Below are 21840 nucleotides of genomic sequence, written 5' to 3' on the forward strand. Positions count from 1 at the left end.
CTCCGGTCCTTCCGAACCCTCGGAGCGGAGCGGGAAGGTCCATGCCCCTGACGCAGTTAGTAGAAGCGTGAACAACTTCGGGGTGCGCGACGTGGCTGTCATCGTTATCGGCGCCGGACAGGCGGGGCTGTCCGGCGCCTACCATCTGCGACGCGCCGGACTGGACCCGGACCGCGACTTCGTGGTGCTCGACCATGCACCGCGGGCCGGCGGCGCCTGGCAGTTCCGCTGGCCCTCGCTGACGTACGGCAAGGTCCACGGCATGCATGCGCTGCCTGGCATGCAGCTGACCGGAGCCGATGAAGGGCGGCCCTCCTCCGAGGTGATCGGCGAGTACTTCACGGCGTACGAGGAGCGCTTCGGCCTGAAGGTCCACCGGCCCGTCGATGTCACGGCGGTGCGCGAGGGCGCGGGTGGGCGGCTGCTCGTCGCGACCTCGGAGGGGACGTGGTCGGCGCGGGCGCTGATCAATGCGACGGGCACCTGGGACCGTCCGTTCTGGCCACGCTATCCCGGCCAGGAGACCTTCCGGGGGCGGCAGTTGCACACCGTGAACTACCCGGGGCCCGAGGAGTTCACCGGCCAGCGGGTGATCGTGGTGGGCGGCGGCGCCTCAGGGACGCAGCATCTGATGGAGATCGCCGAGGTGGCCGCGGACACGACCTGGGTGACGCGCCGGCCCCCCGTTTTCCGCGAGGGGCCGTTCGACGAAGATGCCGGCCGGGCGGCGGTGGCCATGGTGGAGGAGCGGGTCCGGCTCGGACTGCCGCCGATGAGCGTGGTCTCCGTCACCGGGCTGCCGGTCAACGACGCCGTACGCCGCGCCCGCGCGAAGGGGGTTCTCGACCGGCTGCCGGTGTTCGACCGGATCACTCCGACCGGGGTCGCCTCGGACGACGGGCGGACGGTGGAGGCGGATGTGATCCTCTGGGCGACCGGTTTCCGCGCGGCGATCGACCATCTCGCACCGCTGCGGCTGCGCGAGCCGGGCGGCGGCATCCAGCTGGAAGGCACCCGCGCCGTCCGGGACGCCCGCATCCATCTGGTCGGATACGGGCCGTCGGCCTCGACGATCGGCGCCAACCGGGCGGGCCGGGCGGCGGTCCGTGAGATCAAGCGGTCGCTGGAGGGCGAACGTGAGATCGAACCGGCTCTTGGCTGACGGTCGTCAGCCGCTGCTGCTCGCGCTCCCCCGCTTGGCGTTGAAATCCTCGACGTTGCGCTGGTGCTCTTTGTAGCTGGACGTGAACCGGGTGTCCCCGGGCGCCACGGTGACGAAGTACAGCCATGTCCCGGACGCAGGATTGACCGCCGCGTTCATCGCCTCCTCCCCCGGGTTGTCGATCGGGGTGGGCGGCAGCCCCTGGCGGTCATAGCTGTTGTACGGACTGTCGATCTTGATGTCGCTCGCCGTGGTGTCCAGGGTGCTGCGGTTCAGCGCGTAGTTCAGCGTCGAGTCCATCTGCAGCGGCATCCCCTGGGCGAGCCGGTTGTAGATGACCCGCGCCACCTTCCCCATGTCCTGGGGCGTATCGGCCTCCGCCTGCACGATGCTGGCGATGTTCACGGTCTGGTAATCCGTCACTCCGCTGTGCTGGGCGCCGTTGCTGATGTGCTTGGCCCCGAACCGCTCTCTGGCCGTGTTGACCATGTAGCCGAGCAGGGTCGTGGGCGTGGTCTTGGAATCGACCGGATATGTGGCCGGGAAGAGATAACCCTCGGGATTGCCCTTGGCGTCGGCGGGCAGCTTGAGTTTCGCCGCACCTGCCGCCTTCCGGGTGGTGCCCGGTGCCGCGTCGAGGGCCTTGTCGACCGCCGCGTACACCTGCGAGGCGCGCCAGCCCTCGGGCACGACCAGTGTCACCTTCTTCTCCTTCTTCTCCTTCTTCTCCGCGGTCTCCTTCAGCAGCGGCGGCACCAGCACCGCGGCAGCCGCGACGAGACCCGCACTCAGCACGATCAGGACCAGTCGGCCACGGCGGGTCAGGCGGAACCTGCGCCCGGGCTGTGCCGACGAGGGTTCGTTCTTCATATGGGCACGCTAACCCGGAGCCTGTGCCGATCCCGGCACCCGGCGCGGCGACGCGAGCGGGGCGCCGGGAACCGTACGGCGGGAGGCCCACCGCGCGCCGTACGGCGGGAGGCCTACCGCGCAGGTCTACCGCACGAAGGGCGGCAGTGCCGCGAACTCCGGTACCACCTGCACGGCCTCGGCGAGGGTGTCGAGGGTGCGCCTGACCCTGGTCAGCGGGTGGTCGGGGAACTGCGCGTCCCACTGGACATGGTCGGCGGCGTGGAAGGGCAGACCGCCCTGGACCTCCGGAGCGTACGGGTGCGGTCTGAAGTACTTGTCCGTGCCGACCTGGGCCATCACCATGGCCTCCCGCATTCCCGTCATGCCGCGCTCGGGCGCCTGAATCTTCACCACAGTGCTGCATGTCGCGCGCGGCACGGTGAAACTGCCGATGAACGCCTGGCCGGCGGGCTGTCCCGGCAGCGGCAGCTTGAGTATCTGCCTCACTGCGGGCAGTTGTCCGAGCCGTTTCACCGAGGCCTCGATAAGACCGCCGCCCGCGTCGGCCGTGAGGCGGGTGAGTGCGGCACGCAGCGCGGGACCGTCGTCGAGCGAGGCGGGCAGGTCCGGCGTCAGCCCGAAGAAGTGCAGCGACAGCACATCGCCCTGGTCGTTCGCCCATACGTCGTTGTCTACGGGCCGGTATCCGGGCAGTTCCACCCCAAGAAGAGCTCTCATGGGCGGTGATCATGCCGTAGGGCACGGGGCCCCGCCCGTGTCAGGGTGCGACGGGGGCCAACTGTGCGTCCCTGCGCACCAGAGCGGCGTAGCGGCCGTCCCTGTCGAGCAGCTCCTCATGGCTGCCGCGCTCGGCTATGCGCCCGGCGTCGAGAACGACGATCTGGTCGGCGTCCCGGACCGTGGAGAGCCGGTGGGCGATGGTGATGGTCGTACGGCCTGCGGAGAGCGCGTCGATGGCCTGCTGCACGGCGTGCTCCGTGCGGGTGTCGAGGGCGCTGGTCGCCTCGTCGAGGATGAGGACGGGCGGATCGCGCAGGATGGTGCGGGCGATGGCGAGCCGCTGCTTCTCACCGCCGGAGAAGCGGTAGCCGCGCTCACCGACCAGGGTGTCGTAGCCGTCGGGCAGGGACGCGATGTGGTCGTGGATCTGCGCGGCGCGGGCGGCCGCCTCTATCTCCGCCTCGGTGGCGTCCGGTTTGGCGAAGCGCAGATTGTCGGCGACGGAGGCATGGAAGAGGTACGTCTCCTGGGAGACGACGCCGACGGCCCGGGCGAGACTGTCGAAGTCGAGGTCGCGCACGTCGACGCCGTCGACTGTGACCCGGCCGCCGGTGACGTCGTACAACCGGGGCACGAGATAGCTGAGCGTGGACTTTCCGGAGCCGGTGGGACCGACGACGGCGAGGCTGCCACCGGCCGGCACCGTGAGGTCTATCCCGTCGAGGGTCGGCCGCGCCTGCTTCGCCTCGTAGGCAAAGTCGACGTCTTCGAAGCGCACTTCGCCGCGGACCTTTTCGAGGCGGACCGGTTCGGCAGGCTCGGTGATGTCCACCGGCAGGTCCAGATACTCGAAGATCCGCTGGAAGAGAGCGAGCGAGGTCTGCATCTGCACTCCGGTGGAGAGCAGGCTCACGGCGGGCCGGAACAAGCCCTGCTGGAGCGAGACAAAGGCGACGAGCGTGCCGATGGATATCGTGGGCCCGCCGGACTGGAGCGCCAGGCCCGCGGCCCAGTAGATGAGGGCAGGCATGGCGGCCATCACGATGCCTATGGTCGACATCCGCCACCGGCCGGCCATGCTGGAGCGCACTTCGAGGTCGACGAGGCGCTCGGACTCCTCGGCGAAGGACTTGGTGAGCGAGTCGGCCCGGCCCATCGTGCGGCCGAGGAGGATGCCGCTGACGGAGAGCGACTCGGTGACGGTGGCGGCCATGGCGGCCATCTGCTTCTGCCGCTGCGTGGTGATCTTCTTGCGCTCGCGGCCGACCCGGCGGCTGATCCAGACGAACAGCGGCAGCAGGAGCAGCGAGACGGCGGTGAGCCGCCAGTCCAGCGCGAGCATCGCGACGACGGTGGCGACCACGGCGGTGAGGTTGGAGACCAGGGAGGTCGCGGTGGAGGTCACCGTCGCCTGCATCCCGCCGATGTCATTGGCGATGCGCGACTGGACCTCTCCGGTGCGGGTCCTGGTGAAGAAGGCGAGCGGCATGCGCTGCAGCTGGGCGTAGACGGCGGTGCGCAGGTCGTGCATGACCCGCTGGCCGACAGTGGTGGAGATCAGCGTCTGGAGCACACCGAAGACGCTGTTCATCACCGCGGTGAGGATCATGCCGAGGGCGAGCAGACTGAGCAGCCCGGTTCGGCCCTGCGGGATGGCGGTGTCGAGGATCTCGCGCAGCAGGAACGGCGAGGCGACCGAGACGATCGACGCCGCGCCGACGAGCAGCCCGACGATCGCGAGCCGGCCGCGGTAGGGACGGAAGAGCCGGAGGATGCGCCGCACCTCGGCGGGCGGCTGCTCCGAGTCCTTGGGCGGGGGTGTCCAGGTGACGGGTTCGGGGTGCATGGGCTCCTTCGACAGGGGCTGAGGCGGGGTGGGGCAGGGGCAGTTCAGCAAAGATTTGGAGAGCTTAGCTCACTGTTACCTATATTCACAATGAGCCTGCTCCTGATATTGTTCCGGCATGCTGTACTCATCTTCCGGGGCATCCGACGCCGACGGCCTGCTGGCGGAGCAACTGCTGCGGCTGACGCGACGACTCCACCGCAGCCAGAAGCGGCAGCTGGAGTCGGCCGACATCGCGATCACGCCCGCGCAGTCCCGGCTGCTGCGCACCGTCGCGCATTACGATGAGCCGCCGCGCATGGCCGATCTCGCCGCGTGTCTGGAAGTGGTGCCCCGCGCCGTGACCAGCCTGGTCGACGGCCTGGAGACGAGCGGATGCGTCCGCCGCGTCCCCGATCCGAGCAATCGCAGGGTGACCCGGATCGAGCTCACCGACACCGGCCGCGCCACGCTCAGAGCGCTGCGCAGCGCGCGCCGCGCGGCCGCGGAGGACATCCTGGCTCCCCTGACCGCCGAACAGCGCGAGGTGTTCGGCGGTCTGCTGTCCGCCCTGGTCGACGGACCGGGGCCCCGCTGCTGAAGCAGGCGATGGCACCGCGCCGTGCGCTGCTGGGCCGATGCCGGAGACTCTGCGTCCCGGTGCGGAGCGGACGCCGTCACCCGACAGGGTTCCGCGACCGGCAGGCTCCGCTCCGCACAGGGTTCCGCGACCGGCAGGCTCCGCTCCGCGCGGTCGACGCACTGCCTGTGAAGCCGTGCCCGCTTCAGCAGCGCAGCCGGTCCTCGGTCACCGTCCCCTGAACGGTCCGCAGGCTGCGGTCGTAGCAGCCGCCGGAGCCGTACAGCCGGTAGCGCTCAGCCGTCGCCCCGACCGCGTGCCGCTGGTCGCGCGGGACATTGGCGGTGTAGGTCGCATCGCCGCTGTACGTGTCGTCGAGCCGCGACCAGGCCGACCGCTTCCCGCGTTGTGCGACGACGGTGTCGGCCTTGTCCCCGAGAGTGAGGACAGTACGCAGCCGGTCGCCCGCGCCCAGCGTGGTGACTCCGTCCATCGTGTACGTCCGATGTGTGGCCGTGATCCGGAGTCCGCTGGTCACCGTCTCGTCGTCCGTCCAGGTGCCCGCCAGCGCGTCCAGGTTCTCGCCCTCGGTCCAGCGGTGTACGGAGGCGTTGCCCAGCACACGGGTCACGGTCGTCGCGACGCGACCGTGCGAGGTGTTGAGGTGACCGGCCACGGTGAGCCGGTGACCGCCCTCGGTGTCGAGCCGGTGCTCGGAACCGGGCGTGTACGTCACCGAGTTGGCGGGCGCGCCCTCCTCGTGACGGGTCAGCGCGCCGGTGACGACGTCACTCCCGTTGTCCTGCCACACCAGCACATTGGTGGGCGTGCTCCAGCCGGTCCGGCCGGCCGGGACTCCGGCGACGGACACCTCGACGCGGTGCGGCCGGCCGTCGTTGAGCTGCGCGGCGAAGGGCGTGAGGTCGTACTGGATCGGCTTGATGTCGAAGGCGCGCGGCCCCGGAATCACGTACCAGAGGAAGGGGTTGGACCAGCCGCCCGTCCAGACCGTCGGAAACGGCGCCGCGATTCCCGCGAGTTGTCCGTCGACGCTGATCTGCACCTCGCGGTACGGACCGCTCTCGGCCTTGCACGAGTACGGGGCGGCGTCCGGGACGGTCAGATACCAGTACTCCTCGCAGCCGCCACCGGACCCGGTGGCGTACACCTCGGCAAGGATCCGCCGGGAGTTGCGCGGAGTGGTGAGCGAAGTACCGTCCAGAGCGAGCACCCTGTCCGGCACCTCGTCGGCCGGCGCCGCCGGCTGCGCTGCGAGCCCGGCCGCGTAGAAGGACAGTGTGACCTTGACGTCGAAGACGCCGGTGTAGGTCTCATTGACGACATTGCCGATGAGCATTTCGACCGGCTGAGTGCGGCGCAGTGTGTCGCTGTAGCGCGTGACGTCCTTCTCGACCGACCAGGCGATGCCGTCCGGCGAGGGCTGCGGCGTTGAGGTGCGCAGGATCTCCACGCCGCCGACACTGAGATGACCGAGCCGGTCGTACTGCCGTCCTTTGACGCTCCCGTCGAGCCGCAGCACCACCTTGCTCCAGCGGTCGCCGCATCCCTTGGGCGGTGCGTAACTCCCTCTGTACGGCGTGAAATCGCGGAACTGCGCCTCGGCGAGGGTCACTTGGCAGGACTTCGCCCGGGGGCGGGCGACGGGCGGCACGGCGGTGACCGGGTCGTGCCAGTCGGTGCCGAACTCCGCGGGCGGCGTATCGGCCGCGGCGGCGGGTCCGGCGCCGAGCAGCGATCCTGCCGCCAGCACCAGTCCCGCGATCATGGACATGATCTGTTTCTTCATGCGTCAGGAGTGAAGCGTGCGGCAGGTCAGGTGCGCCAGAGCGAGGTGCTGGATCTTGGCGCGTTCTGTGTCCCCCTACGCAATATTCGATTGCCTCGGAGGGCTCCGAAAGGCGAACCTTGCACGGTTTGAGCCACACTTTCGAGCACTGGGACGTCATGCAGATTCGCGATCTTCCGTATCCCGATCCAGGCGATCCCGACGTCCGGTCCGGCACCCATTTTCTGCTGTGGCTCGGTCGGAATCAGCTGGGCGGTCAGCTCAAGGCCCTGCTCTGGGGGTTGATGCACCAGCTCGGCATCGCCGGGCTGCCGCTCGGGGTGGGCCTGGCCGTCCAGGCCGTGGTGGACCGCTCCGGCGAGCGGCTGGCGTACGCGGGCGGGCTGATCGCACTGCTCGGCGCGGCCATCTCGCTGGGCGACACGATGCTGCACCGCACCGCCGTCACCAACTGGATCACCGCGGCCGCCCGTGTCCAGCAGCTGCTGGCGCGCAGGACCGCGGAGCTCGGCGCGGTGCTGACCCGCCGGGTCGCCGCGGGCGAGGTCGTCGCGGTCTCGACCGGTGACGTGGAGAAGATCGGCTGGTTCGTCGAAGCACTGTCGCGGTTCGCGGCGGCCGCCACCACGCTGATCGTGGTCTGCGTCGGTCTCGTGATCTACCAGCCCGCCCTCGGCTTCATGGTCGCGATCGGCGTACCGGTACTGGCCCTGGCCGTACTGCCGTTGCTGCCCATCGCCACCCGGCGCGCGGACATCCAGCGCGAGAAGGCGGGCAAGGCCACCGAGCTGGCGTCCGACACGGTCGCCGGCCTGCGGGTGCTGCGCGGTATCGGCGGAGAGGAACTGTTCCTCGGCCGCTACCGCCGGGCGTCGCAGGAGGTGCGCAGGGCCGCCGTCCGCAGCGCCCGTATGTGGGCGCTGATCTCCGCGATCCAGGTGCTGCTGCCCGGTGTGCTGATGACCGCGGTGGTCGGGTACGGCGCACAGCTCACGCTCGACGGCCGCATCGAGGTGGGCCAGCTGGTCACCGTCTACAGCGCGGTGCTGCTGACGCACTACCCGCTGCGGAACTTCGAGGAGATCGCCATGGCCTTCTCCTTCTCCCGGCCCTCCGCGAAGCGGGCGGCCCGGGTGCTGGCACTGCGCCGCACGACGGAGCCGTCCGGGGTCGAGTACGGCCGCCCCAGCGGTGATCTGTACGACCCGGTCACCGGTGTTCTCGCTCCGGCCGGCAGGTTCACCGCCGTGGTGTGCGGTGACCCGGACGCCGCCGGGGTGCTGGCCGAACGCCTCGGCGGGCACCCGGCCACCGAGGCGGACCACGTCACGTCCGTACTGCTCGGCGGCGTGCCGCTGGACGAGCTGGCGCTGGAGGAGTCCCGTGCCGCCGTCCTCGTACAGGACAAGGATCCGGTGCTGCTCTCCGGCACTCTGCGGGAGCTGCTCGATGTCCCCTCCTCCGGCCAGGTGTCCGCCGAGGACGCGCTCGACGCGGCGCAGTGCGGCGATGTGCTGGATGCTCTCGCCCAGGCGTCGGTGGACGCCGACGGCGACCCGATGGGCACGCGGATCACCGAGCGCGGCCGGTCCCTGTCGGGTGGCCAGCGGCAGCGACTCGCGCTGGCCCGTTCGCTGGTCACCGACCCCGAGGTGCTGGTCCTGGACGAGCCGACATCGGCCGTCGACTCACACACGGAGGCGAGGGTGGCGGCGGGCGTCAAGCGCCTGCGCGCGGACCGTACGACCGTGGTCTTCGCCTCGTCTCCGCTGCTGCTGGACCTCGCGGACCGGGTGGTGCTGGTGGACAACGCCGAGGTGGTGGCCGTCGGCCTGCACCGCGAGCTGCTGCGCACCGAGCCGCGGTACCGGGCCGTCGTCACCCGTGAGACGGACGACGAGGCCGAGGAGCGTATGAAGGCGCCCGAAGCGGCCGGACTGGAAGCATTCGCGGAGATCGAGGGGTCGGCATGATCGGAATCGCACCGCCGGAGTACGACCCGGCTGCACCGGAGTCGGCGACGACGCTGCCCGTCGGCAGTACCGCGACCGTACGGTCCTATGTGCGCGAGCTGCTGCACCGGCACCGGCGCGCCTTCGTCGCGCTGATCACCGTCAACGCGATCGCGGTGATCGCCTCCATGACGGGCCCGTATCTGCTCGGCTCGGTGGTGGAGCGGCTGACGGACGGGGCGCGCGAGCTCCATCTGGAGCGCACCATCGCGGTGTTCACGCTCGCGCTCGTCGTCCAGACCGTGTTTGTACGGCTGGTACGGCTGCGCGGCGCGATGCTCGGCGAGGAGATGCTGGCCGATCTGCGCGAGGACTTCCTCGTGCGGTCGGTCGGCCTGCCGCCGGGCGTGCTGGAGCGGGCCGGTACCGGCGATCTGCTCTCCCGTATCACCACCGACATCGACCGGCTGGCCAACGCCATGCGCGAGGCCGTGCCGCAGCTCGCCATCGGCGTGGTGTGGGCGGCGCTGCTGCTGGGCGGTCTCGCGGTGACTGCGCCGCCGCTGGCACTTGCGGTGCTGGTGGCCGCGCCGCTGCTGGTGGCGGGCTGCCGCTGGTACTTCAGGCGGGCGCCTTCCGCGTACCGCTCTGAGGCGGCCGGTTACGCGGCGGTCGCCGGCGTACTCGCCGAGACGGTCGACGCGGGCCGGACCGTCGAGGCGCACCGCCTCGGCGCTCGCCGCGTCGCGCTCTCCGACCAGCGGGTCAAGGAGTGGACGTCGTGGGAGCGCTACACGCTCTATCTGCGCTCGGTCCTCTTCCCCGTCATCAACATCACGCATGTCACGGTGCTCGGGTCGGTGCTGATGATCGGCGGCTGGTTCGTCCTGCGGGGCTGGATCGACGTCGGTCAGCTGACCACGGGCGCGCTGCTGGCCCAGATGCTCGTCGACCCGGTCGGGATCATCCTGCGCTGGTACGACGAGCTGCAGGTGGCCCAGGTGTCGCTGGCCAGGCTGGTGGGCGTCCGGGAGATCGAGCCGGACGCGGGCGACGGCGGGGCCAGTCCGGACGGACGCGACGTGCGCGCGGACGAGGTGCACTTCGGCTACCGCGAGGGCGTGGACGTGCTGCACCAGGTGTCCCTGACCGTGGCGCCGGGCACCCGGCTGGCCCTGGTCGGTCCGTCCGGCGCGGGCAAGTCGACGCTGGGCCGACTGCTCGCGGGTATCTACGCGCCGCGGGCGGGACAGGTCACCCTCGGCAAGGCCGAGCTGTCCCGGATGCCCGCGGAGCGGGTCCGTGAACATGTCGCGCTCGTCAACCAGGAGCACCACGTCTTCGTGGGCTCGCTGCGCGACAACCTGCTGCTGGCTCGTACCGGCGCGTCCGACGCGGAGCTCTGGGCGGCGCTCGGCGCGGTCGACGCGGCCTCCTGGTCACGGAGTCTCGTCGACGGCCTGGACACCGAGGTCGGCTCGGGCGGCCTCGCCCTGACCCCGGCCCAGGCCCAGCAGATCGCACTGGCCCGCCTGGTCCTCGCGGACCCGCACACGCTGGTCCTGGACGAGGCGACCTCGCTCCTGGACCCGCGTGCCGCACGGCATCTGGAGCGCTCGCTGTCCCGGGTCCTGGACGGCCGCACGGTGGTGGCGATCGCTCACCGCCTGCACACCGCGCACGACGCGGATGTGATCGCGGTGGTGGAGGAGGGCCGGATCAGCGAGCTGGGCAGCCACGACGAACTGGTGGCGGCCGACGGCGCGTACGCGGCACTGTGGCGTTCCTGGCACGGGTGAGCACCGCGGAACGCTAGATGTAGCCCATCGCCGCCGCGCCGCCCACTCCCCCGAGCAGCATGAACACCGGCATCAGCACCTTCAGTTCCACCCAGCTGCCCGCCCTGAACCGCATCGCCTTCGGCGGGCCGATCGGGTACCAGCGCTTGCGGCCCACCGGGATCGGCCACAGGATCGGGCAGCCCGAGATGGTCAGCGCATCGCCGATGTCATGCACCAGGGCGCCCAGCACTATCGGCAGGCCCAGCCACAGGTACTCCTGACCCGGGGCCGTGAACAGCCAGTCCGCGCCGTTGCCCGGCTTGTCCAGCACTCCCGCCAGGATCCACGCGCTGGTGGCGCCCAGCAGCCACACCAGTACATCGCTGGAGACCCGGGCGGCCCGCCACAGCAGGCCCTCCACCGCGAGCACCAGGTGGACGAAGAGGATCGCGAGAACCGCCCACCGGCCCCCCGTGATCGCCAGCGCCGAGGTGCCGGCGCCGATCAGTACCGCCCACAGCCAGGTGTGGGTGAGCGTGCGGTGGCCGCCGGTCCTGCGCTTGTCGCCGGGCTTCTTCGTCGCCTTGTAGACGGCGTACGACAGCTTGTCCACGACCTCGCACAGTCCGCGCGAGACGGGCCCGAAGGCCCGCGAGATCGTCGCCGCCTTGTGGTCGAGGTCGGGCGCGAGTGCCGCGCCCGCGCAGATCAGCGCTCCGACGACGAGGACAGGCCACGGCATCGGGTGGCCGGCGGCGGCGGTCGCCGCGCCCACCCCCAGCCAGGCAGCCGCCCCGGACAGAGAGTGCGCCGGTCCCATCATGTGCGTTCCCGCCCCATTGCTCTTGTGGTGAAGCCCAGTTGACAGCGCAGCGTATCGCCCATGATCTTGTCGCCGTCGCCCGGTTCCCTGATCCGGGCGGAAGGCAGGCAAGATGGGTGCGTGACCCTTATTGATCAGCTGCCGCCGGATGCCGACCCCGATGCCCTCTTCGAAGCCTTCTCCTCGTGGGCCGAAGGCCAGGGCATCACGCTCTACCCGGCTCAGGAGGAGGCGCTGATCGAGGTGGTATCCGGGGCCAATGTGATCCTTTCCACTCCCACCGGCTCGGGAAAGAGCCTGGTCGCGGCGGGTGCGCACTTCACGGCGCTGGCTCAGGACAAGGTCACCTTCTACACGGCGCCGATCAAGGCGCTGGTCTCCGAGAAGTTCTTCGACCTCTGCAAGCTCTTCGGCACGGAGAACGTCGGGATGCTGACGGGCGACGCGTCCGTCAACGCCGATGCCCCGGTGATCTGCTGCACCGCCGAGGTGCTGGCCTCCATCGCGCTGCGTGACGGCAAGGACGCCGATATCGGCCAGGTCGTGATGGACGAGTTCCACTTCTACGCCGAGCCGGACCGCGGCTGGGCCTGGCAGATCCCGCTTCTCGAACTGCCGCAGGCGCAGTTCATCCTGATGTCGGCGACGCTCGGCGACGTCTCCCGGTTCGAGGGCGACCTGACCCGACGCACCGGCCGTCCCACCTCGGTCGTGCGCTCCGCAAGCCGCCCGGTCCCGCTCTCCTACGAGTACCGGCGGACGCCGATCACGGAGACGCTGACCGAACTCCTGGAGACCAAGCAGGCGCCGGTCTACATCGTGCACTTCACGCAGGCGGCGGCCGTGGAGCGCGCCCAGTCGCTCATGAGCATCAACATGTGTTCGCGTGAGGAGAAGGACCAGATCGCCGAGTTGCTCGGCAGCTTCCGGTTCACCACCAAGTTCGGCCGCAATCTCTCCCGTTATGTAAGGCACGGCATCGGCGTCCACCACGCCGGCATGCTTCCCAAGTACCGGCGGCTGGTCGAAAAGCTTGCCCAGGCGGGCCTGTTGAAGGTCATCTGCGGCACGGACACCCTCGGGGTCGGCGTCAACGTCCCCATCCGTACGGTGCTGTTCACGGCACTGACCAAGTACGACGGCACGCGTGTACGCACCCTGCGTGCCCGTGAGTTCCACCAGATCGCGGGCCGCGCGGGCCGCGCCGGCTTCGACACGGCCGGCCTGGTCGCCGCCCAGGCGCCCGAGCACGTCATCGAGAACGACAAGGCGCTCGCGAAGGCCGGAGACGATCCGAAGAAGCGCCGCAAGGTCGTCCGTAAGAAGGCGCCCGAGGGCTTTGTCGCCTGGTCGGACACCACCTTCGAGAAGCTCATCGCCTCCGACCCGGAGCCGCTGACCTCCCGTTTCCGGGTCACGCACACAATGCTGCTGTCGATCATCGCCCGGCCGGGAAACGCCTTCGACGCGATGCGCCGTCTCCTCGAGGACAACCACGAGCCGCGCAAGAACCAGCTCCGCCACATTCGCCGCGCGATCGCCATCTACCGCTCGCTTCTCGACGGCGGCGTGGTCGAGCGGCTCGACACACCCGACCCCGAGGGCCGCATCGTCCGCCTCACCGTCGATCTCCAGCACGACTTCGCGCTCAACCAGCCGCTGTCCACCTTCGCGCTGGCCTCCTACGAGCTGCTGGACCCCGAATCGCCTTCGTACGCCCTGGACATGGTCTCGGTGGTCGAGTCCACGCTGGACGATCCGCGCCAGATCCTCGCCGCCCAGCAGAACAAGGCACGCGGCGAGGCGGTCGCGCTGATGAAGGCGGACGGCGTCGAGTACGAGGAGCGGATGGAGCGGCTGCAGGACGTCTCGTACCCCAAACCGCTGGAAGAGCTGCTGTGGCACGCGTACAACGTCTACCGCAAGAGCCACCCGTGGGTCGGCGACCATCCCGTCTCGCCGAAGTCCGTCATCCGTGACATGTACGAACGGGCCCTGTCCTTCACGGAGTTCACCTCCTTCTACGAGCTGGCCCGCACCGAGGGCATCGTGCTGCGCTACCTCGCGGGCGCGTACAAGGCGCTGGAGCACACCATCCCGGACGATCTGAAGTCCGAGGACCTCGAGGACCTGACCGCCTGGCTCGGCGAGATGGTGCGCCAGGTCGACTCCAGCCTGCTGGACGAGTGGGAGCAGCTCGCCAACCCGGAGATCGAGACCGCCGAGCAGGCCCAGGAGAAGGCCGACCAGGTCAAGCCGGTCACCGCCAACGCCCGCGCCTTCCGGGTCCTGGTGCGCAACGCCATGTTCCGGCGGGTCGAGCTCGCCGCGCTGGACAAGGTCGGCGAACTCGGCGAGCTGGACGCCGAGTCGGGCTGGGACGCGGACGCCTGGGGCGAGGCGATGGACGCGTACTGGGACGAGTACGAGGAGCTGGGCACCGGTCCCGACGCCCGCGGGCCGAAGCTGCTGCTGATCGAGGAGGACGCGGAGCACGGCCTGTGGCGCGTCCGGCAGATCTTCGCCGATCCGAACGGCGACCATGACTGGGGAATCAGTGCGGAGGTCGATCTCGCTGCCTCCGACGAGGAAGGCCTCGCGGTCGTACGCGTCACCGCCGTCGGCCAGCTCTGACCCGGCCGGCCTGAACATGGGAGAACACCTGATGACGAACCCGGCCGAGCGCCTGGTCGATCTGCTCGACCTGGAACAGATCGAGGTCAATATCTTCCGCGGGCGCAGCCCCGAGGAGTCCCTGCAACGGGTCTTCGGCGGGCAGGTGGCGGGCCAGGCCCTGGTCGCCGCCGGGCGTACGACGGACGGCGAGCGGCCTGTGCACTCGCTGCACGCATATTTCCTGCGGCCGGGAATCCCCGGCGTGCCCATCGTCTACCAGGTCGAACGGGTCAGGGACGGCCGGTCGTTCACCACCCGCCGGGTCACCGCCGTGCAGCAGGGCAAGACCATCTTCAATCTGACCGCCTCCTTCCACCGGCCGGAGGAAGGCAGCATCGAGCATCAGCTGCCGCCGCGCCTCGAATTCCCGGACCCCGAGTCCCTGCCCTCGGTCACCACCGAGATCCGTGAGCATCTCGGCGCCCTCCCCGAGGCCCTGGAGCGGATGGAGCGCCGCCAGCCCTTCGACATCCGATATGTCGACCGGCTGCGCTGGACCCCGGAGGAGATCAAGGAGGCGGACCCGCGCAGCGCGGTGTGGATGCGCGCGGTGGGCCCGCTGGGCGACGACCCGCTGGTGCACACCTGCGCCCTGACGTATGCGAGCGACATGACTCTCCTGGACGCGGTCCGTATCCCGGTGGAGCCGCTCTGGGGTCCGCGCGGCTTCGACATGGCATCGCTGGACCATGCGATGTGGTTCCACCGGCCGTTCCGCGCGGACGAGTGGTTCCTGTACGACCAGGAGTCCCCGATCTCGACCGGCGGCCGGGGACTGGCTCGTGGCCGTATTTACGACCGCGAGGGCAGGCTGCTGGTGTCGGTGGTGCAGGAGGGGCTCTTCAGACCGCTCGGCGGCTGAAGCGGTCCATGGGCCCCAGGCCGGCGCCGGCGAGAAGCAGCGGAGCAACGGGTCCCCGGTCGCGGTCCACACCGACGTCACCCTCGGCCGGCTCCCCGGGGCGACCGGCTTCGTGGCACCGCGTCCCCGGGGTCCACAATGAACATCGATTGCCCGCCACCGAGGAGAACCCGATGACCCTGTACGACATCCCGCTGCGCACGCTGACCGGCGAGCCCACCTCCCTGGCCGACTACCGCGGCCAGGCGGTCCTGCTGGTGAACGTCGCCTCCAAGTGCGGTCTGACCCCTCAGTACGCCGGCCTGGAGCAGCTGCAGAAGCAGTACGGCGAGCAGGGCTTCACAGTCCTGGGCGTGCCCTGCAACCAGTTCGCGGGCCAGGAGCCGGGAAGTGCGGAGGAGATCGAGTCCTTCTGCTCGGCGACATACGGTGTGACCTTCCCCATGCTGGAGAAGACCGATGTGAACGGCGCGGACCGGCACCCGCTGTACGCGGAGCTGACGAAGGTCGCGGACAGCGAGGGCGAGTCCGGCGACGTGCAGTGGAACTTCGAGAAGTTCCTGATCGGCAAGGACGGCGCGGTCGTGTCACGGATCCGCCCGCGCACCGAGCCCGAGGCCCCCGAGGTCGTCGCCGCGATCGAGGCGCTGCTCTCCGCCTGACGTCCTGCGTCCTCGATCGCAGGACGGGGTTTGCTGTGCTCTGTCCCCGGTCGGAGAAGGCTTGGTCAAGCCCTCTCCGACCAGGGAAGAACGGACCGCACTAGCGGATCGGCATGCCCGAGAGGGTTCTGGCGATCACCAGGCGCTGGATCTCGCTCGTGCCCTCGAAGATCGTGTAGATCGCGGAGTCGCGGTGCATGCGCTCCACCGGGTACTCGCGGGTGAAGCCGTTGCCGCCCAGGATCTGGATGGCTTGCGCCGTTACCTTCTTGGCGGTCTCACTGGCGAACAGCTTGGACATGGAGCCCTCGGCGGAGTTGAAGGGCTTGCCCGTCACCGCCATCCAGGAGGCGCGCCACACCAGCAGCCGCGCCGCGTCGATCTGGGTGCGCATGTCGGCCAGCTGGAAGGCAATGCCCTGGTTGTCGATGATCGGGCGGCCGAACTGGGTGCGCGTCATGGCGTAGTCGAGTGCGAATTCGTACGCGGCGCGGGCGGTGCCCACCGCCATCGCGCCGACCGCGGGCCGGGACGCCTCGAAGGTGGCCATGGCCGCGTTCTTCACACGCTCGCCGCCGGACCTGGCGCGCTCACGCGCCCGGGCCAGGCGCTCGTCCAGCTTCTCCTTGCCGCCGAGCAGGCAGTGCCCGGGAAGGCGTACGTCCTCCAGCACCACCTCGGCGGTGTGGGAGGCGCGGATGCCGTGCTTCTTGAACTTCTGGCCCTGCGAGAGACCGGGGGTGTTCGGTGGCACGATGAACGAGGCGTGGCCCTTGGAGCCGATCTCCGGGTCGACGACCGCGACCACGACATGGACGTTGGCGATACCGCCGTTGGTCGCCCAGGTCTTGGTGCCGTTGAGTACCCACTCGTCCTTGGCCTCGTCGTACACCGCCCGCGTACGCATCGCGCCGACGTCCGAGCCGGCGTCCGGCTCGGAGGAGCAGAAGGCCGCGACCTTCACATCGTGCACGTCGCCGTACATCTGCGGAATCCAGGTGCCGATCTGCTCCTCGGTTCCGTTGGCGAGGACGCCGACGGCCGCAAGTCCCGTACCGACAATGGAAAGGCCGATGCCGGCGTCGCCCCAGAAGAGCTCCTCCGTCGCCATCGGGATGCCGAGACCGGTCGGGTCGACGTACTGCTGGGCGTAGAAGTCGAGGGAGTAGATTCCCACCTTGGCCGCTTCCTGGATGACGGGCCAGGGGGTCTCCTCACGCTCGTCCCACTCGGCGGCGGCCGGGCGCATCACGTCCTTGGCGAAACCGTTCAGCCAATCGCGGACCTGCTTCTGGTCGTCGTTGAGTTCGAGCGTGAACTCGGCCATGTTCGCCTCCAGCGCTGCATGTTACTAACGGTAACATCAGTCTGTTACCGGCGAGTAGCCCGTGTCAACCGGCAACTGCCCGATCCCCTGTACACGCGGGCATGGTGTTACGTTGCGCAGGCGTCACGCAATCGTTCGGGCGGGGAGAAACACTATGGAGACCACACAGCACGCAGCTGGCCAGCAACGGTCGGCCGACCAGCGGCGCCGGGAGCTGCTCGAAGCCGCGGACCGGGTGGTGCTCCGGGACGGCCCGCATGCCTCCATGAACGCCATCGCCGCCGAGGCGGGCATCACCAAACCCATCCTGTACCGGCACTTCGGCGACAAGGGCGGCCTCTACCGTGCGCTCGCCAAGCGCCACACCGACGCCCTGCTGGACGCCCTGCGGGCAGCGGTGGACGCGCCCGCCGACCGCCGTGAGCGGGTCGAGGCAACTCTCGACACCTACCTCGCCGCGATCGAGGCACGGCCGCAGGTCTACCGCTTCCTGATGCATCCGGCGGAGGACGCCCAGCCGTCGGAGGCCGGCTTCGACGTCGGCCGCCACTCGGCGCCACTGCTGCGCCGGCTCGGCGAGGAGCTGGCGAAAGTGATCTACGACCGGGTCGACCTGGGACCCGACAGCGAACAGCTGGCCCGGGTGTGGGGCCATGGCATCGTCGGCATGATGCACGCGGCCGGCGACTGGTGGCTCGGCGAACGCCCGTGCTCCCGCGCCGAGTTGGTGCGCAGCCTCGCCGATCTGCTCTGGGGCCGGCTGGCCGCGGCCGGCGACCGCGCCGGCGGTCCGGTCTTCTGACGGGCCGAGCGGCATCGACGGCCGGTCGTCGAGGGCCGGTCGCCGAGAGCCGACTACCGGCCGTCGGCCGTTGACGGCCGGTCAGGTGGTGCTTCGCCAGCCCGCCCGCCGGGCCGCGCGCAGCGCCCTGGCCCGGCGCCAGCCCCTGAGGCGGTCCGTGTAGACCATCCCCTCCAGGTGGTCGTACTCGTGCTGCAGGCACCGCGCGAAGAACCCGGTGCCCTCGACCCGTACCGGCGTCCCATCCGCCGTCACACCCTCCACCACCACGTGGTCGAAACGCTCCGTACCGGCTTCGAGGCCCGGCAGCGACAGACAGCCCTCCGCGCCGCGCACCGTGACACCGTCCGCCTCCACCAGACGCGGGTTGACGATGTGTCCGAGGTGGCGGACGTCCTCGTCGTCGGGGCAGTCGTAGATGAACACCCGCAGCGGTATCCCGACCTGGTTCGCGGCGAGGCCCACTCCCTGGGCCGCGTACATCGTCGCGAACATGTCCTCGATGAGCCTCGACAGCGCGGGAGAGAAGTCGGTGACAGTCTCGCAGGGGGCGTGCAGCAGCGGATCTCCGAGCAGGCTCATGGCCCTCACGAGTCCGGAACTGCCGGGGATCGGCCGGTTTCGCATGGCCGTAAGCGTACGTTCCGCCTGGACCTCCACGTTTTCCGACGGTGCCGAGGTGCGGGCGGCAGACAGGACATCGATAGGCTGAGCCCGACCGATGCAAGGAGGATCAAGGACGATGTCAGGCAACTCGGAGCCCCTGACGCCGCGCGCCAAGCTGGCCGTGACGGCAGGCAAGGCCGCAGCGGCGGTATCGCGCGCCGCCGGACGCGGCAGCGGATCGGTGATCGGCGGCCGGGTCGCGCTCAAGCTCGACCCCGATCTGCTGGGGCGGCTGGCGCAGCACCTGGACGTCGTCCTCGTGTCGGCGACCAACGGCAAGACCACCACGACCCGGCTGATCGCCGAGGCGCTGCGGGCCAGCGGCCCGGTCGTCTCCAACGCGCTCGGCGCCAATATGCCCGCGGGCATCACCTCCGCACTGGCCGGCGGCTCGGACGCCAAATTCGGTGTGATCGAGGTCGACGAGAAGTACCTCGCGGGCGTCGCCCGCGATGTGACGCCCAAGGCGATCGCGCTGCTCAACCTCTCGCGCGACCAGCTGGACCGCGCCGCCGAGACCCGCATGCTCGCCGAGAAGTGGCGCGAGGGCCTGTCCGGTACGAAGGCCATGGTCATCGCCAATGCCGACGACCCGCTGATCGTGTGGGCCGCGTCCTCCTCCCCCAACGTGGTGTGGGTGGCCGCCGGGCAGGAGTGGAAGGACGACGCCTGGTCCTGCCCGTCCTGCGGCGGTGTGATGCAGCGCCCCGGCGACGACTGGTTCTGCGGCGAGTGCGGCTTCCGCCGCCCCGCGCCGAGCTGGGTGCTCAGCGGCGACCACGTCCTGGACCCGCACGGCTCCGCCTGGCCGATCCACCTCCAGCTGCCCGGCCGCGCCAACAAGGCGAACGCCGCCACTTCCGCCGCGGTCGCCGCCTGCTTCGGCGTGCCTCCGCAGGTCGCGCTGGAGCGCATGTACTCCGTGCAGGCCGTCGCCGGCCGCTACGACGTCGTCAACTTCCTGGGCCGCGATCTGCGACTGCTGCTCGCGAAGAACCCGGCCGGCTGGCTGGAGACGTTCTCGCTGATCGACCCGCCTCCGACCCCGGTCATCCTCTCCGTGAACGCCCGCGGCGCCGACGGCACGGACACCTCCTGGCTCTGGGACGTCGACTACACCCGGCTCGCCGGGCATCCGATCTTCGTCATCGGCGACCGCAAGCTGGACCTCGCCGTGCGTCTGGAGGTGGCGGGCCTGGACTTCCGGGTGTGCGAGTCCGTCGACGAGGCGGTTCAGCTCGCCCCGCCCGGGCGGATCGAGGCGATCGCCAACTACACCGCCTTCCAGGACCTGCGCCGCCGCGTCGGCAACTGACCCGCGGACCCCGAAAAGGACTTACGAGCATGAGCGACAACAGCCTGCGTCTGGTCTGGGTCTACCCGGACCTGCTGAGCACCTACGGCGACCAGGGCAACGCCCTCGTCGTGGAGCGCCGCGCCCGCCAGCGCCGCCTGGACGTGATGCGTATCGACGTACGCAGCGACCAGCCGATCCCGACGTCCGGAGACATCTATCTCATCGGCGGCGGCGAGGACCGGCCGCAGCGGCTCGCCGCCGAGCGGCTGCGCCGCGACGGCGGACTCAGCCGGGCCGCCGCCAACGGCGCGATCATCTTCTCGGTCTGCGCCGGCTATCAGATCCTCGGCCATGAGTTCATCAACGACCTCGGCGAGCGCGAGCCGGGGCTCGGCCTGATCGACGTGGTCTCCACCCGCGGCGACGGCGAGCGGTGCGTCGGCGACGTACTGGCGGACATCGACCCGCGACTGGGCCTGCCGCAGCTGACCGGCTTCGAGAACCACCAGGGCATCACCCACCTCGGCCCCTCGGCCCGGCCGTTCGCCCGGGTCCAGCTCGGCCGGGGCAACGGCACCGGCGACGGCACCGAGGGCGCGTACAACGACACCGTCTTCGGCACCTATATGCACGGCCCGGTCATGGCCCGCAATCCGCAGATCGCGGACCTGCTGCTGAAGCTGGCCCTCGATGTGAACGCGCTGCCGCCCACCGACGAGCGGTGGTACGAGGCGCTGCGCGCCGAGCGCATCGCGTCCGCGACGCAGCCCGCCTGACACCCGCCCGACACCCGCCGGACGGCAACCTGCCGTCCATCAGTCGGACGCCCGGTTCGGCCCCGCCACCTTGCGCCGGTAGGGTGGCGGGGATCCTGCCGGACGACGTGGTCCGGGAACCGGCCCACGTTGCAAAGGTATTTCGGGCTATGCGCATTGGTGTGCTCACCTCCGGTGGCGACTGCCCCGGTCTGAACGCCGTCATCCGTTCCGTCGTACACCGAGCCGTCGTCGATCACGGCGACGAGGTCATCGGCTTCCACGACGGCTGGAAGGGCCTTCTGGAGTGCGACTACCGCAAGCTCGACCTTGACGCGGTGGGCGGCATCCTGGCCCGCGGCGGCACGATCCTCGGTTCTTCCCGGGTCCAGCCCGCGCATCTGCGCGACGGCGTGGAGCGGGCCAAGGGACATGTCGCCGAGCTCGGCCTCGACGCGATCATCCCGATTGGCGGCGAAGGCACTCTCAAGGCCGCCAACCTTCTCTCCGAGAGCGGGCTGCCGATCGTCGGCGTGCCGAAGACCATCGACAACGACATCGCCTCGACCGACGTCACGTTCGGGTTCGACACCGCCGTCGGTGTGGCGACCGAGGCACTGGACCGGCTGAAGACCACCGCCGAGTCTCACCAGCGGGTGCTGATCGTCGAGGTCATGGGCCGGCACACCGGCTGGATCGCGCTGCACTCCGGTATGGCGGCGGGCGCGCACGCCATCGTCGTCCCGGAGCGGCCCTTCGACATCGGCGAGCTGACCGAGCGGGTGGGCGAGCGTTTCTCGGCCGGCAAGAAGTTCGCGATCGTCGTGGTCGCGGAGGGCGCCAAGCCGCGCGAGGGCTCGATGGAGTTCAACGAGGGCGGCAAGGACATCTACGGGCACGAGCGCTTCGCGGGCGTGGCCCAGCAGCTCTCCGTCGAGCTGGAGCAGCGGCTCGGCAAGGAGGCCCGCGCGGTGATCCTCGGGCATGTGCAGCGCGGCGGCACCCCGACCGCGTACGACCGTGTGCTCGCGACCCGCTTCGGCTGGCACGCCGTGGAGGCGGCGCACCGCGGTGAGTTCGGCATGATGACCGCGCTGCGCGGCACGGACATCACCATGGTGCCGCTGGCGCAGGCCGTGGAGACGCTGAAGACCGTCCCGTCCGAGCGGTACGCCGAGGCCGAGTGCGTGCTCTGATTTTGGTACATGTGTGAATGAACTGCCCCCGGTCGCAGCCGCGGCCGGGGGCAGTTCTACCCTGGTGCGGACAA

General features: G+C 70.0%; 18 protein-coding genes. 11 read left to right on the forward strand and 7 right to left on the reverse strand.

The window, feature by feature from the left end:
- The first annotated feature begins 82 nt into the window (after window positions 1-82).
- Entirely contained in the window at window positions 83-1162 is a 1080-nt protein-coding gene (locus OG966_RS05820; protein ID WP_326655095.1) for an NAD(P)-binding domain-containing protein, read from the forward strand.
- A 6-nt stretch (window positions 1163-1168) separates the two neighbouring features.
- On the opposite strand, the gene mltG is transcribed toward OG966_RS05820, so the two are convergent.
- The 3 genes from mltG to OG966_RS05835 all read right to left on the reverse strand — a co-directional run bounded on the left by mltG (window position 1169) and on the right by OG966_RS05835 (window position 4601).
- On the reverse strand, window positions 1169-2032 hold the full coding sequence (mltG, locus tag OG966_RS05825; protein ID WP_326648328.1) for an endolytic transglycosylase MltG: 864 nt from the start codon (window positions 2030-2032) through the stop codon (window positions 1169-1171).
- A 126-nt stretch (window positions 2033-2158) separates the two neighbouring features.
- Window positions 2159-2752: a hypothetical protein gene (locus OG966_RS05830; protein WP_326648329.1), complete on the reverse strand. Its 594-nt coding sequence runs from the start codon at window positions 2750-2752 to the stop codon at window positions 2159-2161.
- A gap of 40 nt (window positions 2753-2792) precedes the next feature.
- Window positions 2793-4601, reverse strand: coding sequence for an ABC transporter ATP-binding protein (locus OG966_RS05835; RefSeq protein ID WP_326648330.1), 1809 nt, complete (start codon window positions 4599-4601; stop codon window positions 2793-2795).
- Between the two features lie 118 nt (window positions 4602-4719).
- Between OG966_RS05835 and OG966_RS05840 the strand changes: the two genes are divergently transcribed.
- A complete protein-coding gene (locus OG966_RS05840; RefSeq protein ID WP_326648331.1) occupies window positions 4720-5181 on the forward strand; it encodes a MarR family winged helix-turn-helix transcriptional regulator in 462 nt (153 codons plus the stop codon).
- Between the two features lie 184 nt (window positions 5182-5365).
- Here OG966_RS05840 and OG966_RS05845 read toward each other — a convergent pair whose 3' ends face one another.
- On the reverse strand, window positions 5366-6967 hold the full coding sequence (locus OG966_RS05845; RefSeq protein ID WP_326648333.1) for a peptide-N4-asparagine amidase: 1602 nt from the start codon (window positions 6965-6967) through the stop codon (window positions 5366-5368).
- Between the two features lie 158 nt (window positions 6968-7125).
- Between OG966_RS05845 and OG966_RS05850 the strand changes: the two genes are divergently transcribed.
- Together OG966_RS05850 and OG966_RS05855 are read left to right on the forward strand one after the other, a co-directional pair.
- On the forward strand, window positions 7126-8940 hold the full coding sequence (locus OG966_RS05850; RefSeq protein ID WP_326655096.1) for an ABC transporter ATP-binding protein: 1815 nt from the start codon (window positions 7126-7128) through the stop codon (window positions 8938-8940).
- Window positions 8937-10718 carry an ABC transporter ATP-binding protein gene (locus tag OG966_RS05855; RefSeq protein WP_326648335.1) on the forward strand — a complete coding sequence of 594 codons (1782 nt, stop codon included), beginning with the start codon at window positions 8937-8939 and terminating at the stop codon, window positions 10716-10718. The genes OG966_RS05850 and OG966_RS05855 overlap by 4 nt, the downstream gene beginning before the upstream one ends.
- Before the next feature lie 13 nt (window positions 10719-10731).
- Here OG966_RS05855 and OG966_RS05860 read toward each other — a convergent pair whose 3' ends face one another.
- The gene (locus OG966_RS05860; RefSeq protein ID WP_326648336.1) at window positions 10732-11523 is read right to left on the reverse strand and encodes a metal-dependent hydrolase; all 792 of its coding nucleotides are present in this window, start codon (window positions 11521-11523) and stop codon (window positions 10732-10734) included.
- 60 nt (window positions 11524-11583) lie between these two features.
- Here OG966_RS05860 and OG966_RS05865 point away from each other — a divergent pair, with 60 nt between their 5' ends.
- The 3 genes from OG966_RS05865 to OG966_RS05875 all read left to right on the forward strand — a co-directional run bounded on the left by OG966_RS05865 (window position 11584) and on the right by OG966_RS05875 (window position 15723).
- Window positions 11584-14157 carry a DEAD/DEAH box helicase gene (locus OG966_RS05865; protein ID WP_326648337.1) on the forward strand — a complete coding sequence of 858 codons (2574 nt, stop codon included), beginning with the start codon at window positions 11584-11586 and terminating at the stop codon, window positions 14155-14157.
- Window positions 14158-14188: 31 nt separating this feature from the next.
- A complete protein-coding gene (locus OG966_RS05870) occupies window positions 14189-15061 on the forward strand; it encodes an acyl-CoA thioesterase (protein ID WP_326648338.1) in 873 nt (290 codons plus the stop codon).
- A 173-nt stretch (window positions 15062-15234) separates the two neighbouring features.
- Window positions 15235-15723, forward strand: a complete 489-nt coding sequence (locus OG966_RS05875; RefSeq protein WP_326648339.1) for a glutathione peroxidase — start codon at window positions 15235-15237, stop codon at window positions 15721-15723.
- Between the two features lie 100 nt (window positions 15724-15823).
- On the opposite strand, the gene OG966_RS05880 is transcribed toward OG966_RS05875, so the two are convergent.
- Window positions 15824-17050, reverse strand: coding sequence for an acyl-CoA dehydrogenase family protein (locus OG966_RS05880; RefSeq protein WP_326648340.1), 1227 nt, complete (start codon window positions 17048-17050; stop codon window positions 15824-15826).
- A 154-nt stretch (window positions 17051-17204) separates the two neighbouring features.
- Here OG966_RS05880 and OG966_RS05885 point away from each other — a divergent pair, with 154 nt between their 5' ends.
- The gene (locus tag OG966_RS05885; protein WP_326648342.1) at window positions 17205-17852 is read left to right on the forward strand and encodes a TetR family transcriptional regulator; all 648 of its coding nucleotides are present in this window, start codon (window positions 17205-17207) and stop codon (window positions 17850-17852) included.
- Window positions 17853-17933: 81 nt separating this feature from the next.
- Here OG966_RS05885 and def read toward each other — a convergent pair whose 3' ends face one another.
- The gene (def, locus tag OG966_RS05890) at window positions 17934-18479 is read right to left on the reverse strand and encodes a peptide deformylase (RefSeq protein ID WP_326648343.1); all 546 of its coding nucleotides are present in this window, start codon (window positions 18477-18479) and stop codon (window positions 17934-17936) included.
- 115 nt (window positions 18480-18594) lie between these two features.
- Between def and OG966_RS05895 the strand changes: the two genes are divergently transcribed.
- From OG966_RS05895 to OG966_RS05905, 3 genes are all read left to right on the forward strand, one after another.
- The gene (locus tag OG966_RS05895) at window positions 18595-19833 is read left to right on the forward strand and encodes a MurT ligase domain-containing protein (RefSeq protein WP_326648344.1); all 1239 of its coding nucleotides are present in this window, start codon (window positions 18595-18597) and stop codon (window positions 19831-19833) included.
- A 29-nt stretch (window positions 19834-19862) separates the two neighbouring features.
- A complete protein-coding gene (locus OG966_RS05900; protein ID WP_326648345.1) occupies window positions 19863-20591 on the forward strand; it encodes a type 1 glutamine amidotransferase in 729 nt (242 codons plus the stop codon).
- A gap of 149 nt (window positions 20592-20740) precedes the next feature.
- Window positions 20741-21766, forward strand: a complete 1026-nt coding sequence (locus tag OG966_RS05905; RefSeq protein ID WP_326648346.1) for a 6-phosphofructokinase — start codon at window positions 20741-20743, stop codon at window positions 21764-21766.
- Window positions 21767-21840: the final 74 nt, after the last annotated feature.

Source organism: Streptomyces sp. NBC_01750, from assembly GCF_035918095.1.
In the GTDB taxonomy this organism is placed as follows: Bacteria; Actinomycetota; Actinomycetes; order Streptomycetales; family Streptomycetaceae; genus Streptomyces.

Coding starts and splice junctions, on each gene's coding strand:
- OG966_RS05875 (WP_326648339.1), top strand. CDS start 15,235: ATGACCCTGTACGACATCCCGCTGCGCACGCTGACCGGCGAGCCCACC.
- OG966_RS05895 (WP_326648344.1), top strand. CDS start 18,595: ATGTCAGGCAACTCGGAGCCCCTGACGCCGCGCGCCAAGCTGGCCGTG.
- OG966_RS05850 (WP_326655096.1), top strand. CDS start 7,126: ATGCAGATTCGCGATCTTCCGTATCCCGATCCAGGCGATCCCGACGTC.
- OG966_RS05885 (WP_326648342.1), top strand. CDS start 17,205: ATGGAGACCACACAGCACGCAGCTGGCCAGCAACGGTCGGCCGACCAG.
- OG966_RS05835 (WP_326648330.1), bottom strand. CDS start 4,601: ATGCACCCCGAACCCGTCACCTGGACACCCCCGCCCAAGGACTCGGAG.
- OG966_RS05830 (WP_326648329.1), bottom strand. CDS start 2,752: ATGAGAGCTCTTCTTGGGGTGGAACTGCCCGGATACCGGCCCGTAGAC.
- OG966_RS05905 (WP_326648346.1), top strand. CDS start 20,741: ATGCGCATTGGTGTGCTCACCTCCGGTGGCGACTGCCCCGGTCTGAAC.
- OG966_RS05855 (WP_326648335.1), top strand. CDS start 8,937: ATGATCGGAATCGCACCGCCGGAGTACGACCCGGCTGCACCGGAGTCG.
- OG966_RS05840 (WP_326648331.1), top strand. CDS start 4,720: ATGCTGTACTCATCTTCCGGGGCATCCGACGCCGACGGCCTGCTGGCG.
- OG966_RS05845 (WP_326648333.1), bottom strand. CDS start 6,967: ATGAAGAAACAGATCATGTCCATGATCGCGGGACTGGTGCTGGCGGCA.
- OG966_RS05860 (WP_326648336.1), bottom strand. CDS start 11,523: ATGATGGGACCGGCGCACTCTCTGTCCGGGGCGGCTGCCTGGCTGGGG.
- OG966_RS05870 (WP_326648338.1), top strand. CDS start 14,189: ATGACGAACCCGGCCGAGCGCCTGGTCGATCTGCTCGACCTGGAACAG.
- OG966_RS05880 (WP_326648340.1), bottom strand. CDS start 17,050: ATGGCCGAGTTCACGCTCGAACTCAACGACGACCAGAAGCAGGTCCGC.
- def (WP_326648343.1), bottom strand. CDS start 18,479: ATGCGAAACCGGCCGATCCCCGGCAGTTCCGGACTCGTGAGGGCCATG.
- mltG (WP_326648328.1), bottom strand. CDS start 2,032: ATGAAGAACGAACCCTCGTCGGCACAGCCCGGGCGCAGGTTCCGCCTG.
- OG966_RS05900 (WP_326648345.1), top strand. CDS start 19,863: ATGAGCGACAACAGCCTGCGTCTGGTCTGGGTCTACCCGGACCTGCTG.
- OG966_RS05865 (WP_326648337.1), top strand. CDS start 11,584: ATGATCTTGTCGCCGTCGCCCGGTTCCCTGATCCGGGCGGAAGGCAGG.